This is a genomic window from Bacillus sp. RC51 (assembly GCF_044908115.1).
GTDB lineage: Bacteria > Bacillota > Bacilli > Bacillales > Bacillaceae_G > Bacillus_A > Bacillus_A mycoides.
The window spans coordinates 167,132-182,306 of sequence record NZ_JBIYCW010000012.1 but is presented as its reverse complement, the minus strand read 5'-3'; the positions used below and the strand labels follow the sequence as shown (position 1 = coordinate 182,306).

Annotated in this window: 20 protein-coding genes; 10 read left to right on the top strand and 10 right to left on the bottom strand. The window is 34.5% G+C overall.

The genetic code is table 11. The annotated features are described in order from the left end of the window. The first annotated feature begins 708 nt into the window (after positions 1 to 708). Entirely contained in the window at positions 709 to 1,944 is a 1,236-nt protein-coding gene (locus ABH959_RS22025; RefSeq protein ID WP_404493156.1) for a dicarboxylate/amino acid:cation symporter, read from the top strand. Between the two features lie 22 nt (positions 1,945 to 1,966). On the opposite strand, the gene ABH959_RS22020 is transcribed toward ABH959_RS22025, so the two are convergent. Continuing rightward, complete coding sequence (locus tag ABH959_RS22020) at positions 1,967 to 2,122, bottom strand: hypothetical protein (RefSeq protein WP_002011733.1); 156 nt, start codon at positions 2,120 to 2,122, stop codon at positions 1,967 to 1,969. A gap of 153 nt (positions 2,123 to 2,275) precedes the next feature. Next, positions 2,276 to 2,695 carry a MarR family winged helix-turn-helix transcriptional regulator gene (locus ABH959_RS22015; RefSeq protein ID WP_002064429.1) on the bottom strand — a complete coding sequence of 140 codons (420 nt, stop codon included), beginning with the start codon at positions 2,693 to 2,695 and terminating at the stop codon, positions 2,276 to 2,278. A 162-nt stretch (positions 2,696 to 2,857) separates the two neighbouring features. Between ABH959_RS22015 and ABH959_RS22010 the strand changes: the two genes are divergently transcribed. Then, a complete protein-coding gene (locus tag ABH959_RS22010) occupies positions 2,858 to 3,289 on the top strand; it encodes a regulatory YrvL family protein (RefSeq protein WP_002086749.1) in 432 nt (143 codons plus the stop codon). Between the two features lie 33 nt (positions 3,290 to 3,322). After that, positions 3,323 to 3,910: a thioredoxin family protein gene (locus ABH959_RS22005; protein ID WP_088292765.1), complete on the top strand. Its 588-nt coding sequence runs from the start codon at positions 3,323 to 3,325 to the stop codon at positions 3,908 to 3,910. 39 nt (positions 3,911 to 3,949) lie between these two features. On the opposite strand, the gene ABH959_RS22000 is transcribed toward ABH959_RS22005, so the two are convergent. Both ABH959_RS22000 and uppP read right to left on the bottom strand, forming a co-directional pair. After that, positions 3,950 to 4,414: an SRPBCC family protein gene (locus tag ABH959_RS22000; RefSeq protein ID WP_404493155.1), complete on the bottom strand. Its 465-nt coding sequence runs from the start codon at positions 4,412 to 4,414 to the stop codon at positions 3,950 to 3,952. A gap of 193 nt (positions 4,415 to 4,607) precedes the next feature. Beyond that, positions 4,608 to 5,399 carry a bacitracin resistance undecaprenyl-diphosphatase gene (uppP, locus tag ABH959_RS21995; RefSeq protein ID WP_002086752.1) on the bottom strand — a complete coding sequence of 264 codons (792 nt, stop codon included), beginning with the start codon at positions 5,397 to 5,399 and terminating at the stop codon, positions 4,608 to 4,610. Between the two features lie 182 nt (positions 5,400 to 5,581). On the opposite strand from uppP, the gene ABH959_RS21990 reads away from it, so the two are divergent. From ABH959_RS21990 to ABH959_RS21980, 3 genes are all read left to right on the top strand, one after another. Then, a complete protein-coding gene (locus ABH959_RS21990; protein WP_404493154.1) occupies positions 5,582 to 6,940 on the top strand; it encodes an MATE family efflux transporter in 1,359 nt (452 codons plus the stop codon). 76 nt (positions 6,941 to 7,016) lie between these two features. Continuing rightward, a complete protein-coding gene (locus tag ABH959_RS21985) occupies positions 7,017 to 7,190 on the top strand; it encodes a hypothetical protein (protein WP_000343684.1) in 174 nt (57 codons plus the stop codon). An 18-nt stretch (positions 7,191 to 7,208) separates the two neighbouring features. Then, positions 7,209 to 7,358 carry a hypothetical protein gene (locus ABH959_RS21980; RefSeq protein ID WP_000743737.1) on the top strand — a complete coding sequence of 50 codons (150 nt, stop codon included), beginning with the start codon at positions 7,209 to 7,211 and terminating at the stop codon, positions 7,356 to 7,358. A 26-nt stretch (positions 7,359 to 7,384) separates the two neighbouring features. Here the strand turns inward: ABH959_RS21980 and ABH959_RS21975 are convergent, their stop codons facing one another. Continuing rightward, positions 7,385 to 7,894 (bottom strand): biotin transporter BioY, encoded by a 510-nt coding sequence (locus tag ABH959_RS21975; RefSeq protein ID WP_404493153.1) that lies wholly within the window; start codon positions 7,892 to 7,894, stop codon positions 7,385 to 7,387. A 99-nt stretch (positions 7,895 to 7,993) separates the two neighbouring features. Here ABH959_RS21975 and ABH959_RS21970 point away from each other — a divergent pair, with 99 nt between their 5' ends. After that, on the top strand, positions 7,994 to 8,902 hold the full coding sequence (locus ABH959_RS21970; RefSeq protein WP_404493152.1) for an aminoglycoside phosphotransferase family protein: 909 nt from the start codon (positions 7,994 to 7,996) through the stop codon (positions 8,900 to 8,902). Here ABH959_RS21970 and ABH959_RS21965 read toward each other — a convergent pair. The 5 genes from ABH959_RS21965 to ABH959_RS21945 form a co-directional block, all read right to left on the bottom strand. Then, on the bottom strand, positions 8,899 to 9,060 hold the full coding sequence (locus ABH959_RS21965; RefSeq protein WP_000651005.1) for a hypothetical protein: 162 nt from the start codon (positions 9,058 to 9,060) through the stop codon (positions 8,899 to 8,901). The genes ABH959_RS21970 and ABH959_RS21965 overlap by 4 nt on opposite strands. A gap of 96 nt (positions 9,061 to 9,156) precedes the next feature. Then, positions 9,157 to 9,930 carry a hypothetical protein gene (locus ABH959_RS21960; RefSeq protein WP_404493150.1) on the bottom strand — a complete coding sequence of 258 codons (774 nt, stop codon included), beginning with the start codon at positions 9,928 to 9,930 and terminating at the stop codon, positions 9,157 to 9,159. A gap of 24 nt (positions 9,931 to 9,954) precedes the next feature. Then, positions 9,955 to 10,401: a flavodoxin gene (locus tag ABH959_RS21955; protein ID WP_201066551.1), complete on the bottom strand. Its 447-nt coding sequence runs from the start codon at positions 10,399 to 10,401 to the stop codon at positions 9,955 to 9,957. Next, complete coding sequence (locus tag ABH959_RS21950; protein ID WP_181777915.1) at positions 10,394 to 10,558, bottom strand: hypothetical protein; 165 nt, start codon at positions 10,556 to 10,558, stop codon at positions 10,394 to 10,396. The genes ABH959_RS21955 and ABH959_RS21950 overlap by 8 nt, the downstream gene beginning before the upstream one ends. A gap of 223 nt (positions 10,559 to 10,781) precedes the next feature. After that, positions 10,782 to 11,960 carry an amidohydrolase gene (locus ABH959_RS21945; protein WP_404493148.1) on the bottom strand — a complete coding sequence of 393 codons (1,179 nt, stop codon included), beginning with the start codon at positions 11,958 to 11,960 and terminating at the stop codon, positions 10,782 to 10,784. 359 nt (positions 11,961 to 12,319) lie between these two features. Here ABH959_RS21945 and ABH959_RS21940 point away from each other — a divergent pair, with 359 nt between their 5' ends. From ABH959_RS21940 to dltB, 3 genes are read left to right on the top strand one after another with little or no spacing between them, the layout of a single operon-like run. Beyond that, positions 12,320 to 12,466: a teichoic acid D-Ala incorporation-associated protein DltX gene (locus ABH959_RS21940; RefSeq protein ID WP_002011626.1), complete on the top strand. Its 147-nt coding sequence runs from the start codon at positions 12,320 to 12,322 to the stop codon at positions 12,464 to 12,466. A gap of 12 nt (positions 12,467 to 12,478) precedes the next feature. Further along, positions 12,479 to 13,999: a D-alanine--poly(phosphoribitol) ligase subunit DltA gene (gene dltA / locus ABH959_RS21935; protein WP_404493147.1), complete on the top strand. Its 1,521-nt coding sequence runs from the start codon at positions 12,479 to 12,481 to the stop codon at positions 13,997 to 13,999. Next, positions 13,996 to 15,162 (top strand): D-alanyl-lipoteichoic acid biosynthesis protein DltB, encoded by a 1,167-nt coding sequence (gene dltB, locus ABH959_RS21930; protein WP_242310028.1) that lies wholly within the window; start codon positions 13,996 to 13,998, stop codon positions 15,160 to 15,162. The genes dltA and dltB overlap by 4 nt, the downstream gene beginning before the upstream one ends. The last annotated feature ends 13 nt before the right edge of the window (positions 15,163 to 15,175 follow it).

Below are 15,175 nucleotides of genomic sequence, written 5' to 3'. Positions count from 1 at the left end.
ATGTATCGAAGCTGTTCCTCCCTAATTTATAAGACATTCCCCAGTGTCTTTGAATAGCTTCCATCCCTAATTAAATTGACATAAATTGTCCCCTTCCCTTGACCATCCTATATGTGATGGTCTTATTTTTTTATTCTTTCTATCTTTTATTTGAAACTCCCTCTCTCTTTCACTCCATGTTCACACGAGGGTCACATCTACCTTTTATAGTATACGTATCGGAGCTGTTCCTCCCTAATTTATAAGACATTCCCCAGTGTCTTGAACAGCTTTCCATCCCTAATTAAATTGACATAAATTGTCCCCTTCCTTTGACCATCCTATATGTGATGGTCTTATTTTTTTATTCTCTCTTTCTTCTTACTTAAAGCTCCCTCTCTCTTTCACTCTATGTTCACATCTATCTTTTATAGTATATGTATCGAAGCTGTTCCTCCCTAATTTATAAGACATTCCCCAGTGTCTTTGAATAGCTTACATCCCTAATTAAATTGATATAAATTGTCCCCTTCCCTAGGCCATCATGTGATGGTCTATTTTTTTTCCAAACACATAACTTAACTCTCTTCGCTTATTTCAACAAAATTGGTCTATCTATATGCAAATAGATATTTTTATACAAAATATTCAGAAAATATTGTCAAAATAGGTATTTTTTCGGTACAATTAATTTAGAAAGCAATTTTACAAAAACAAGGAGGGATTTTATTGAAACAAACAAAAGCAATCTTAATTGCATTATTTCTCGGTCTAGTCGTTGGACTCACTTTAAATTTAGCTGCTCCATCCATTTTCGAGCCATTAAATCAATATGTGTTCAATCCACTTGGTCAATTGTTTATTCGACTCATTAAAATGCTAGTTGTTCCTGTTGTATTCATTTCTATCGTACTTGGGGCTGCTGGTCTTGGAGATCCGAAACAGCTTGGAAGAATCGGCTTAAAATCAATTTCATTCTTTCTCGTAACAACAGCAGTTGCCATCTCCATTGCGGTTACATTCGCACTTATTATAAAACCAGGGGCTGGCGGTAATTTTAAAACAGAAGGGCTTAAGTATGAAGGTGCAAAAACTGAAACATCTTTCGTCGATACATTGCTGAATATTGTACCGGATAATCCAGCAAAAGCGATGGCTGATGGTAACATGTTACAAATTATTGCCTTTGCCGTATTGATCGGACTCGGTATAGCTATTTTAGGAAAACGAGTTCAAGGTATCCATTCATTACTTGAACAGGGCAACGAATTAATGATGTATCTTGTTAATCTCGTTATGAAATTAGCTCCAATCGGAACATTTGGGTTGCTCGCTTCATCCGTTGGTAAAATGGGGCTTGCAGGCGTCGCTGCGATGTTCAAGTATATGATTGTCGTTATGTTGGTACTCATTATTCACGGTGTCTTCGTATACGGCGGCTTATTAAAGATACTAGCCAAAGAAAGTATTATTCGTTTCTTTAAACATTTCGGTCCGGTAATGGCAATTGGGTTTAGTACATCTAGCTCTAATGCGTCCCTTCCATTTGCCATGAAAACCGCCCAAGAAAAACTTGGAGTTCCAAAAGCGATAAGCTCTTTTGTACAACCACTAGGTGCAACGATTAATATGGATGGTACCGCTATTATGCAAGGGGTAGCAACTGTATTTATCGCTCAAGTATACGGCGTTGAACTTACATTACCACAATTAGCTATGGTCGTATTAACTGCTGTACTAGCTAGTATCGGTACTGCAGGTGTACCAGGTGTTGGACTAGTAATGCTTACGATGGTTTTAAATCAAGTAAATCTACCAGTAGAAGGCATTGCTTTAATTATCGGTATTGACCGCATTCTAGATATGTCTAGAACTGCTGTAAATATTTCCGGTGATGCAATTTGTGCAATGATTGTTGCAAAATCAGAAGAAAAATATAATACGGATCAATCTGCAGCATCTTAAATCAAAAAAGGAGTGAATCATTTCACTCCTTTTTTGATTTACTTCCTTTTTTCGAACGATATTCTTTTCCTTTATTATCATTTCCCGTTTCAAATTCAGTACTAAACTCCTGCTGGAATTGCCCTGATTTTGGTGAACCTTGATTTCCACTTCCTTGACTACCATTACGATTCGTCATATTTCTCCCTCCTTCCTTTATTAGTAGTATGGCGCTCTATCTTTTTTCATACACATTTTATTTTTTATCATCTATTACACACAGAAGAAGACCTTCCATATATGAGGAAGGTCTTCTTTTTAATTAGGTAAGCGTTTTCTTATTTGTAATTATTTAAATAAGTTTTTTAGAAATAGATATCATTATATCCATTTCATCTTCTGAAAGTGCGGAAAATCTTTCTTGTAAATATTTCTTTTTCTCACCTTCCATTTTCGCAACTAACTCTTTCCCTTGTTCTGTAATCTCTAAATATACAACTCGGCGATCTGACGTAGAACGTGAACGAGTTACAAAGCCTTTATTAATTAATTTTTCTGTAACAGCTGTAATATGACTATTCGACACATTTAACTCATTAGCTACACGTGAGACCATTTCTTTATTCGTACGGTTCAATATTCTAAGGACAATGAACTCATTCCACGGTATGTAACCACCAAATATTTTTCCAATATCATTACGCAACGTGCGAAACATTGCAAAAACATTTGTCGATAGTTCTTCCATTAATTGTTCTCGATTTTGAGACAACTTTGACAGCCCCTTTTATTTAATTTAGTTAAATAAAAACCTTATTAATAATTTTACACGAAATCTTACTTTTTGTCACCTTATTTCCCCATAATTCGTAGTTTTTTAATAGATATTTCATGGTACAATGAAATTGATTTTCCAGAAAAAGGAGTTGGGGTAATGAGTGAAGAAGACAAACTTTCTAATCTCAGTCTAAAAGATAAGACTATTATTATTAGTGTTGTTATTCTTATTCTCATTATATTCTTTGCATTTATATTTTTTGTATATGTGGGAATCTTTCATATTACAGGTATAGAATATTCATCAAGAACAGCTCTACTACTCTTTTTTTTACTCATTCTTTTATTAGACGGTATTACATATTTTATATTCATTTTCTTTAAAGTGCTCCTACATCCAATGATGACAAGTATGCCCAATTGGCTCTCAATTGCTCTGCTCTCTATAATTGAAATTACGTTAGATTGGTTTGTCATACATACCGCCGATGACTGGATAGAGAGTGTACAAATGTCCAACATAGCTGAATTATGTGTCGCACTATTCCTTTACACACTAAATAAATTATTTAGTGATAAGAAAGAGTAAGAATACAAGCTTTTCTATATAAAAATTGGTACAATAAAAATAAATCATACTAAAGAGGTGTTACTTATGAACTTACTACAATGGGCTGATAAAGGCATGTCCTTTGATACATATGTGAATGAAATGAAAGTAAACCAATACGAGCTACTACACATTTACAATAACTTTTTAATTCCAAATGAATTACTTCCTATATTAGAAGAACGCCAAAATGATGGCTGGCGTGTTATCGTATTAACAGCTGACTGGTGCGGCGACGCTCTTTTATGTGTACCTGTTATGAAACGAATTTCTGAAGTTGCAAATATTGATATGCGTTTATTAATTCGCGATGAAAACTTAGAGTTAATGGATCAATACTTAACAAACGGAACAGCACGTGCGATTCCAATCTTTATTTTCATTGATAAAGACGGAAATGAACAAGCCGTCTTTGGACCACGAGCTCCAAAAATACAAGAATTAGTAACTTCAATGCGCGCTACATTACCTGAAAAAGAAGATCCAACATTCGAAGAGAAACAAAAAGAAATGTATGCTAATTTCCGCGCTACATTAGCTGATGATACTTCTCTTTGGGAACATGTAATGGAAAGCATGATTGAAAAAGTAGTAAAATAAAAAACCTGCCGATTTCGGCATGTTTTTTATTTTACTAAATTATAATCCTTTTTTCTGAGAACATACAGCATCTACGCACGCTGCTAAACGTTCCATTTCACCCATGTATATTCCACGTGTCATCCACCCAGTCAACTTGTACATAATCTTATATAAAAAATTCTTCGGTTCAAATTCTACGATTAAAGTAAGCGATGTACCTTCTTCATCCTCTTCTAACATATAAGTTGCAGCTGTATAACCTTGCTTCATCTCACATCCAACTGAAACGATATACGGTTCATCATACTCTAAAATTTCCGCCTTAAATTCATATATTTTCTTCCCCATCTTTTGCACAGATATATATTTGTCACCTTCACCAGGGTTTTCAACATCTATATTTGAAGGATACCTATTTTCTACCATAAAGGTACTCCATTCTAGTATTTTCTCGTCATTGTGTACATAATCAAATACAACATCAATTGGTGCTGGAATTACTATTTCTATTGCAAAACTCACTAAATTGCTCCTCTCAAATACCCTATCGATTTCCTTAAAATTATTATAACGAAATCATTATGGCATATTTCACATGGTGAAATACAAGTAATTGAAGGTAAAAGTTTCATTTTTCTCTCTCTATAAAAAATACCCTACAGAGTAGACTTTTTTTCAAGTGTCTATTCTATAGGGTATTGCTGATATTTTATACTTACATAATGAAGAAATAGAATACCGCAGCTAAAATGAAACGGTAGTAAGCGAACGGTGTTAGTTTTACACGACCTAATAATTTTAAGAATGAAACAATTGCAAGCATCGCAACAACGAATGCTGTAATAAATCCAGTTGCAAATAATGGTATATCAGCCGCGCTTAATATATCCCAGCTTTTAATTAAATCTAAGGCACTTGCAGCTACCATCATTGGCACCGCTAGAATAAATGTATATTCCGCTGCCGCTGTATGTGAAACACGTGCTAATAAACCACCACTTATTGTTGATCCAGAACGAGAAAATCCTGGCCAAAGTGCTAAACATTGGAACATTCCGATTGTAAATGCTTGCTTATATGTGATTTCATCTAACGTTCTTGCTGTACTTGGTTTTGAAAACTTCTCAGCAACAATCATTAAAATACCACCAGCTACTAAGCTAATAACAACCGGTCCTGGACCGAATAAAACTTCTTTAATTGCACTATGGAATAATACGCCGAGTATGCCGGCAGGAATCATCCCGATAATAATATGTAATAAATTTAACGATGGTCCATCAGTTACTTTCCCTATTCCAACTAATGACCATAGACGTTTCCAAAATATAACAACAACTGCTAAAATCGATCCCAATTGGATTACAACTTCAAAAACTTTCGCTCTATCGTCTTCAAATCCAATTAAATGTCCTGTTAAAATCATATGTCCTGTTGATGATACTGGTAAAAACTCTGTTAACCCTTCAACAGCACCCATGATTAAACCAATTAACCAATCAGCCACAAGTAGTGCCTCCTTAATAACGAATATGTAATTTTTTCACACCTTATCATAATACCTTATCCCTTTTCAAAGTGCATCCTTTTTTTATTGATTTCATTTGTTGTATACGCTTATTTCTTTTCTATTTTTTGATTAAATTGTATGATAATAAGAGTTTGTTTTTTACGTTGAAAGGGGATTTTATGAAAGAAACTACTTCATTCTCACAAAAGTTAAAGCAATTTTTATTACTCTTTTTCCCGATTTTTGTAACGCAAATGTCATTATTTGCGATGAGCTTTTTTGATACGACAATGTCAGGACATGCGAGTCCTATTGATTTAGCGGGTGTTGCTATCGGAACAAGTATATGGCTTCCCGTTAGTACCGGCTTAACAGGAATTTTAATGGCTACTACTCCTATTGTTGCACAGCTCGTTGGATCAAAGAAAAAGGAGGACGTTCCCCACATTGTCATACAAGCAGTATATTTAGCAATTTGTGCTAGTTTCGTTGTTATCCTTATCGGATTCTTCGCTGTTTCACCTATTTTAAATGGCATGCAATTAGAAGAACCCGTGGAACGTATTGCAGCACAATTTTTAATTATTATCGCGATTGGAATTATCCCTTTATTTACTTACACCGTCTTACGTGGATTTATTGATGCATTAGGAAAAACTCGAACAACGATGATTATTACATTACTATCATTACCAATTAATGTAGTATTAAATTACTTATTAATTTTTGGTCACTTTGGCTTTCCAAAACTCGGTGGTGTTGGTGCGGCAATCGCTTCTGCAGCAACATATTGGTGTATTTTAATTATTACGGTTATTATTATTCGTACGAAAGAGCCTTTCGCTTCTTTCAATATCTTTAAACAATTATACCGTCCTTCCCTTACAATTTGGAAGGAATTCCTGAAACTTGGCGTCCCTATCGGATTTGCTATCTTTTTTGAGACGAGTATTTTCGCTGCGGTAACACTTATGATGAGTAATTTTAGTACGACAACAATAGCAGCACATCAAGCAGCTATGAACTTTGCTTCCTTGTTATATATGACTCCTTTAAGTTTAGCAATGGCAATGACGATAGCCGTTGGATTTGAAGTTGGAGCAAAACGATACAATAATGCGAAACAATATGGATTTATCGGAATTGGGTTAGCCCTTGCTTTCGCTCTTTTATATTCAATCCTTCTTTATTTCTTTGATGATGAAATTGCTTCTATTTATACGACAAATGCAAATGTCCATCATTTAGCTAAAGAATTTCTTATATTCGCGATTTTATTTCAAATTTCAGATGCGATTGCAACTCCAGTACAAGGAGCACTTCGTGGTTATAAAGACGTAAATGTTGCCTTAATTATGACATTAATAGCTTATTGGGTAATAGGTCTACCTCTTGGCTACATGTTAGCAACTTATACTGACTGGGCAGCAAAAGGTTATTGGATCGGTCTTATTATCGGTCTAGCATTTGGAGCAATCTTCCTGCTTATCCGTCTCTTTCAAGTACAAAGAAAATATACAACGCAAAGCAGCCGCTAATGATATAGCGGCTGTTTTCTTCATGCATATTTTTTCTTGTAACGTGTAACATAATGAAAAAGAAAGGTGGATACATATGGACGAAAAACAAAAGAAACAATCATTCGATGAAGAATTCGCCCCTGAAATTTCACCTGGATATCGGCAAGATGTACATAAGCCACCTAAATATAAAAACACTTCTTTTTTAATGGGCATTACCATTTTCGCAGCTGTATTACTCGTGCTCATCATTTTCGTCTATTTTTAAAGAAGGGTGGTTTATTATATGAAGAAACAAGATTCAAATCGTTCAAAAAGAACTGTTAAAACAGAAAAAGGATATGCAGGAGATTCTGTTCATACACTGAAACAAGTTGAGCAAGGAAACTTATACATTGCTCAAAAAGAACTTGGGCAACAAAATGAAAATCTTTAAAATCCCTCTTCTCCTTGAGGGATTTTTTATTGTACATACTGCTTTTGATCTAACACCATAAATATACTATTAACCTTTACAATTTTCATGTCATAATTTAATTTCATTTCACTTCTCTTGCCATTTTCAATACCAGTAACGTACGCTACAGCATGATAGCGAAAACTCTCATCTGTCTCTTCACGTATCTCTTCGTTTGTAAATTTATACTCTAAATCCCGAAAACGGTTTGGGTAATAATTTTCTATTAGCTGTTCATACCCTCTATTTACAAATATTTCTTCACCTTTTCGTTTCACATCTTCTTTATTATTAAACTCAAACACTGCTAGTTGCGCTGTCACAAAGTGTTCTCCTACATTTTTCTTTTCTTTATGAGTTAAAGTTTCTATACTTTTGTTCTTTAATTCCTTATTTAACTCGTAGCGATCTATCGGTTTAAAAGTGGCAAAAACCTCCTCTTTATATGACCAAAACAATCCAAAAGCGATACATAGAGAAATGATTAATATTCTTTTCTTCGTAATCCACCCCACCCTCCTCCATAATGATAGTTATATTTTAACATATAGAAAGAAAATTCTGATATCATAAAGTGGAATAACCTACCTTTAACTTAGAAACGAGGAACAATTATGGACTCTTACAAACAATATATAAAAGAAGCTCTGCCCGGTCTTTCTATACATTCATATAAACAAAATGAAGAAGGTTGGGATAATATAGCGGTTATTATAAATGACGAACTACTATTTCGTTTCCCGCGAAAACTTGAATATGCACAGCGAATTCCGTTAGAAAAAGAACTGTGCACTATTCTTTCTCATTCATTACAAGAAATCGAGATTCCTAAGTATCATTTATTGTATAAGAATAATTGTAATACCGTTCCATTTTGTAGCTATTATCCTCTCATTCACGGTGAACCGTTAACAACTGAAATAGTTACCAAGCTAGAGAAAAAAGAATTGAAAGCAATCATTACACAATTAGCCACTTTCCTTGCGGCTTTACATAGTATTCCTTTAAAACGTGTTGAAACGCTAGGATTCCCTATCGAAAAAACACTTATCTACTGGAAAGAGCTACAAACAAAATTAAATCAATATCTTACTAACAATCTTACTTCATTACAGAAATCAGCCTTAAATCGTTTATTCGAAAATTTCTTTGCCAATATAGCTAAATCTACCTTTCAAAATACAATCATTCATGCTGACTTTACACATCATCACATTTTATTTAACAACCTGCACAAAACCATTTCAGGTGTTATCGATTTTGGAGATGCTCAAATTGGCGATCCCGCTTTTGATTTCGCTGGGCTATATTATGATTTCGGTCATGAGTTTACTACATCTGTATATGAACAATACAGTGCAGTTATTTCTCACCGCGATCCATTACTCATTCACCGCATCACTACCTTTTATCAATACAGCCCTTTACTACATAACCTTATTTATAACATTGAAACAAACAATGAAATAACATTAAAGAAGAATGAAGAACAGCTTAAAGCAATACTACAGGGACGAGATTAAATTCTCTCCCTATACTCTCTCTCCTCATACATCATTAATTTTTTATCCATTTCAACAATAACTTTATACAATTGAAACGCCTGTAAAATTTGCAGTTGAATTCCAAAAGGAGCATTCTGTTCTTTTAACCATTGAAATACTTTCATTTCATCTTTCATTGATTATTCCTCCCTTTATTAATCTGCTACAAATATACGGTAAATGATGAAAAGCTTTTCATGTCAATAACAAAAAAGGATGCAAATTTGCATCCTTTAATGTACTATATTTTTCTTCTGCTTCGCTTCTTTCTTTACTTCTTCCCTTTGGCATTCACTACGAAACGCACAACTCATACACTCATAACGAAAATGACGCTCTGTATAGTGCTCAGGTTGCTGCAACATTTCTTTCATTCTAAATAAATCATCCATTCCAGTTATAATATCTTCCTGCTTTGGAATGTAATCATACTTAGTTCCTTCTATTAAATTAATAACTTCAATTTTCCCTGGAAGAATACCGAAAGCTTTATAACTGAATACTGTCATTAGCTTCTGACAAAGAGCAAGCATTTCCTCATCCGCATCGACAACATACTTTTTAATTACAAACGATTCAGTACTCCACTCACCAACTTCAAATGTCAATGACATGTGGACACCTAACTCTTCCATATATGTTTGAAACTTCTCATATAAAAATAACGGCGGTGCCTGACTATCATCCCTTTCAACAAACTGTAATAAGTGATCAGTTAGCTTCGCTAAAACAATATAGTACTCCGCCTTTGAAGCAAACATATTAATCCTTACTTTTTTCCAATACTTTTCTATTAATATTAAAAGTACAATTTTCGTTTGTTGGCCCGCAGGTAGCGTGTAATATTCATTAATAATTTGATTCACAATCATTTGCGCTATTTGTTGCCATTCAAATGAAGAAGGTTCTCTTCTTTTTATATGACGGAAATAAAATTTGTGTGGACAACGCATAAAATCATACAAATGGTAATCTGTCATCGTTTTGATTGAGATTTTTTCATGCAATTGCTCTTCATCTCCCTTCTGCCATTAAGAAAGGTGTTTCACGAATTCAGCTCCAAACTGTAAACATTTTTCTACATCTTCATCTTCTGGCGTTAATTCTACTTTCAATCCTTCTAACACAACTGCTGCGCCGCGCTCCTGCAGCTTTTCTATTAAAATATCAACCGCTAACCCGTATTTCGGATAAGCCGAATCACAAGAACCGAATGCAGCTGCTTTTTTACCAGTTAAGTTAATAGAATCCATTGCATCATAAAAATCTAAAAAATCATCAGGAAGATCACCATCTCCCCAAGTATAAGCACCTAAAATAATACCGTCGTATTGCTCTAATATAGAAGCTTCTGGTGTATCCATAATATCAATTACTTCAATCTCATTTTCTGTTTCACGAATCGCACCCGCAATATGGTCAGCCATTTCCTCTGTATTTCCACTCATACTTGCAAAAATCATTACTAACTTACTCAACTGAACCTCTCCTTTTACCTTGTATCTCTTTTTCTGTTTGAAGTGTACTCTTCTCACCTACATATTCAGAACGAATTATATTTCGTTGCCATTCAATATGCTTATCAACATCTTTATTTTTTAATTCCCTTCGTAAAAGGTGAAATGTTTTTCTCATTAAGGTTCCTCATCTATTTTATTGATAATAATTATCAATTTCAATTATACCATTAGATTAATTGAAATTGATTATCAAAGTCAATAACTATTTTTTTAAAAATAGTTAAAATGCACAAGCTTGTCCGTTAGCTATTCATATACTATAAATGAGCATAGTTCTTTCTCAGCCCTCTCTGACGGAAGAAATAAAAGCAACTGCAATAGAGTGCAGTTGCCTTTTTTTATGCTTTATCAATTTCTAGTAGTCTTATAGTTGTCTCTAAAAATAGTTCCACTCCATTAATTAAAGCCGATTCATCCACATCAAATTTCGGATGATGATGTGGATAACAAGTATCAATATTTTTATTCCCTGTTCCTAATTTAATGAAACAACCAGGTGCTTTTCTTAAATACGCTGAAAAATCTTCCCCTCCCATAGAAGGTTCAAGATGCACAATACGCTGATTTCCGAACAATTTTATCGCACTTTTTTCTACTATTTTCGTAATGTACTCATTATTAACAACTGGATCATATCCGTAACGATACGTATATGTATAATCTCCCCCATGTGCTTCTGTAATTCCTTTTACAATTTGCTCAATTTTCTCTTTTGCTTCCCCTCTTAATGTTTGATTAAAAGATCGAACAGTTCCCATTAAAGCTGCTGCACTAGGAATGATATTATCGGCCATCCCCCCATGAAATTGTGTAACTGACACTACTCTATGCATAAAAGCACTTGTATTTCTTGATACGATATGTTGTAAATTTGTAATAATTTGTGCTCCGATAGCAATAGGATCTATCGTTTCTTCTGGTCGTGCCGCGTGACCACCCTTTCCTAAAATTTCAATTGTAAATACGTCTGGTGCTGCCATCATAGGGCCATATACAATTCCTATCTTTCCACTTTCTAATCCAGACATAACGTGCAAACCTACTACATAATCGACGCCGTCCATAACACCGGCCTCCACCATTTCTTGTCCACCACCGGGATACACTTCCTCTGCGTGCTGAAAGAACAGACGGATTTCGCCTGCAAAATCTTCCTTCATATTTGCTATCGTCTCTGCTGTACTTAATAAAATAGCTGCGTGAGCATCATGCCCGCATGCATGCATTATTCCTTTATGCACAGACGTATAAGGTTTCCTTGTCTCCTCTTGGATTGGTAAAGCATCTATATCAGCTCGAATCGCAACTACTTTCCCTTGTTGCCTTCCTCTTTTAATTGCTAGCACACTGTACTCCGTTGGTCTCGTTACTTCAAAAGAAGAAAATGAGCATAATGTTTCATATATAAATTGCGAAGTTTCTTTTTCATGAAACGATAATTCCGGATACTTATGGAAATGCCGTCTCCATTTAATGATATTTTCCTCTGAAATAAAACTCCTCCACTCTCTTTTCATAATAATTACCTCCTTTTAAAAGGCTCTATACCTTGAAAATGTACTAAGTACCCAGTGATTATTAACCCACTCCAATTCAGGAATAACAAAACAAATATTATATTTTCCCGCCTTCTCACAATCCACTTTTATACATTCATACAATCCACTTCCTATTTACATGTCAAACCCATTACAAATTCATGCTGAATGTAATATAATTGCTAAGTTAGGGATTTTCTTTTTTAGTATTTAGTGCTAATATCAGAAAAGAGCCTTTTGACTTATTTTTACCTAAAATGTGGGATTTTGTTTTTTTCACAATCATGTAGGACATGATACCTACAAAGAGCTATTATTTCATTAAGCGAGGGAAAGACATGGAAAGATTAAAAGAGATATGGTCTCAACCACTCACACAATGGGTTGCAAAGACGGTTTATTACCTTGCAATTTTATTTGCATTACTTTGGTTGTATGGATTCCATGATACAAACACAAGTACATTTATTTACAATGAATTCTAGGGTGGGAACGTTATGAAGTTATTAGAACAAATTGAAAAGTGGGCTGTAGAAACGCCTGATCAAACCGCTTTTGTTTGGCGAGATGCGAAAATTACGTACAAACAATTAAAGGAAGATTCTGATGCGTTAGCACATTGGATTTCTTCTGAGTATCCAGATGATCGTTCACCAATTATGGTTTATGGCCATATGCAACCTGAAATGATTATTAACTTTTTAGGTTGTGTAAAAGCTGGACATGCTTACATTCCTGTAGATTTATCTATTCCAGCTGATCGTGTACAACGTATTGCTGAAAGTTCTGGTGCGAAATTACTGTTATCAGGGGCAGAAGTAACGGTAACGGTAACGGACTTACCAGTTCGCATTACAAGTGAAGATAACTTAAAAGATATTTTCTTTACTCATAAAGGGAATACTCCAAATCCTGAACATGCGGTAAAAGGTGATGAGAACTTCTACATTATTTACACATCAGGAAGTACAGGTAATCCGAAAGGGGTTCAGATTACTTATAACTGTCTTGTTAGCTTTACAAAATGGGCTGTAGAAGATTTCAACTTACAAACAGGGCAAGTATTCTTAAACCAAGCACCTTTCTCATTCGATTTATCTGTAATGGATATTTACCCATCATTAGTAACAGGTGGTACACTTTGGGCAATCGATAAAGATATGATTGCACGTCCAAAAGACTTGTTTGCTTCTTTAGAGCAATCGGATATACAAGTATGGACTTCGACACCATCTTTCGCAGAAATGTGTTTAATGGAAGCCTCTTTCTCTGAAAGTATGCTACCAAACATGAAAACATTCTTATTCTGCGGTGAAGTGTTACCAAATGAAGTAGCTAGAAAATTAATTGAGCGTTTCCCGAAAGCAGCAATTATGAATACGTACGGTCCAACAGAAGCTACTGTTGCTGTAACAGGCATTCACGTTACAGAAGAAGTGCTTGATCAATACAAATCACTTCCAGTTGGCTACTGTAAATCAGACTGTCGCCTTCTTATTATGAAAGAAGATGGTACAATTGCACCTGACGGTGAAAAAGGTGAAATCGTAATTGTCGGTCCAAGCGTAAGCGTTGGCTATTTAGGAAGCCCTGAATTAACAGAAAAAGTATTTACCATGATTGATGGTGAGCGCGCCTATAAAACAGGTGATGCTGGCTATGTAGAAAATGGTCTTCTATTCTATAATGGTCGTCTTGATTTCCAAATTAAGCTTCATGGTTATCGAATGGAATTAGAAGAAATCGAACATCATCTTCGCGCGTGTTCTTACGTAGAAGGTGCAGTTGTTGTTCCAATTAAAAAAGGTGAAAAATATGATTACTTATTAGCGGTTGTTGTTCCTGGAGAGCATTCGTTTGAAAAAGAATTCAAATTAACATCTGCAATCAAAAAAGAACTCAATGAGCGATTACCAAATTACATGATTCCACGTAAATTCATGTATCAATCTTCTATTCCAATGACACCAAATGGAAAGGTAGATCGCAAAAAATTATTGAGTGAGGTTACAGCATGACCGCATATGGATCATTTTATTTTTTCGCTATAGTAGGCATTTTATTAATACCTACTATCATAGCTGGATTAAAAGGTAAAATGTTGCGTAAATATAATGCCGTTTTAACATTAGTAATGCTCGTTATTATCTTCTCTGATAAACCGAAGCAAGCAATCATGTTAGCCGCATTTATTATTTGGCAATATGCCCTTATTAAAGGCTATTTAATTTTAAGAAAACAAAATAATAGTACATTCACGTTTTGTATAGCTGTTATTTTATCGATTTTACCGCTTGTTTTAGCAAAAATTGCACCGTTTGTACCTGAGCTAAAGTTTGTTGTATTTTTAGGAATGTCCTATGTAACATTTAGAGCAGTACAAATGGTATTTGAAGTTCGTGATAATTTAATTAAAGAACTTTCCTTCTTTAATTTTTGGGAATTCATTTTATTCTTCCCGGCTATCTCAACGGGACCTATCGATCGTTACCGCAGATTCCAAAAAGATATTCAAAAGCCACCTAGTGCAGAAGAATATCAAAATTTACTATATACAGGGCTAAACCGTATTTTCCAAGGTTTCTTGTATAAATTTATTATTGCTTACTTAATAAAGCAATATTTTATGGATCCGGCATTCGCTCAGCAAGATACAATCCTATCAAATATGATTTACATGTATAGCTATAGCTTATATTTATTCTTTGACTTCGCCGGTTATAGCTCATTTGTAATTGGTGTAAGTTATATGATGGGAATTAAAATTCCAGAAAACTTTAATAAACCATTCATTAGTCGTAACATTAAAGACTTTTGGAATCGCTGGCACATGACCTTATCATTCTGGTTCCGTGACTTTATTTACATGCGTTTCGTCTTTTTTGCAACGAAGAAAAAGTTAATTAAAAACCGTTACACAATTTCGTATATCGGTGCATTTTTAAACTTTTTCATCATGGGAATATGGCATATTACTGGTGAGCATGTGTATCAATACATTATTTATGGTCTTTATCACGCTGCCTTGTTTATTTTATTCGATATTTTCGAACGAAAAAACAAGAAGCATAAGTTTTGGCCAAACAATAAATTTACACACGTCCTTGCGATTGTAATTACGTTCCACGTTGTATGTTTCGGTTTCCTGATCTTCTCTGGACACCTTAACAGATACTTTTAATGCACCCTTCTTA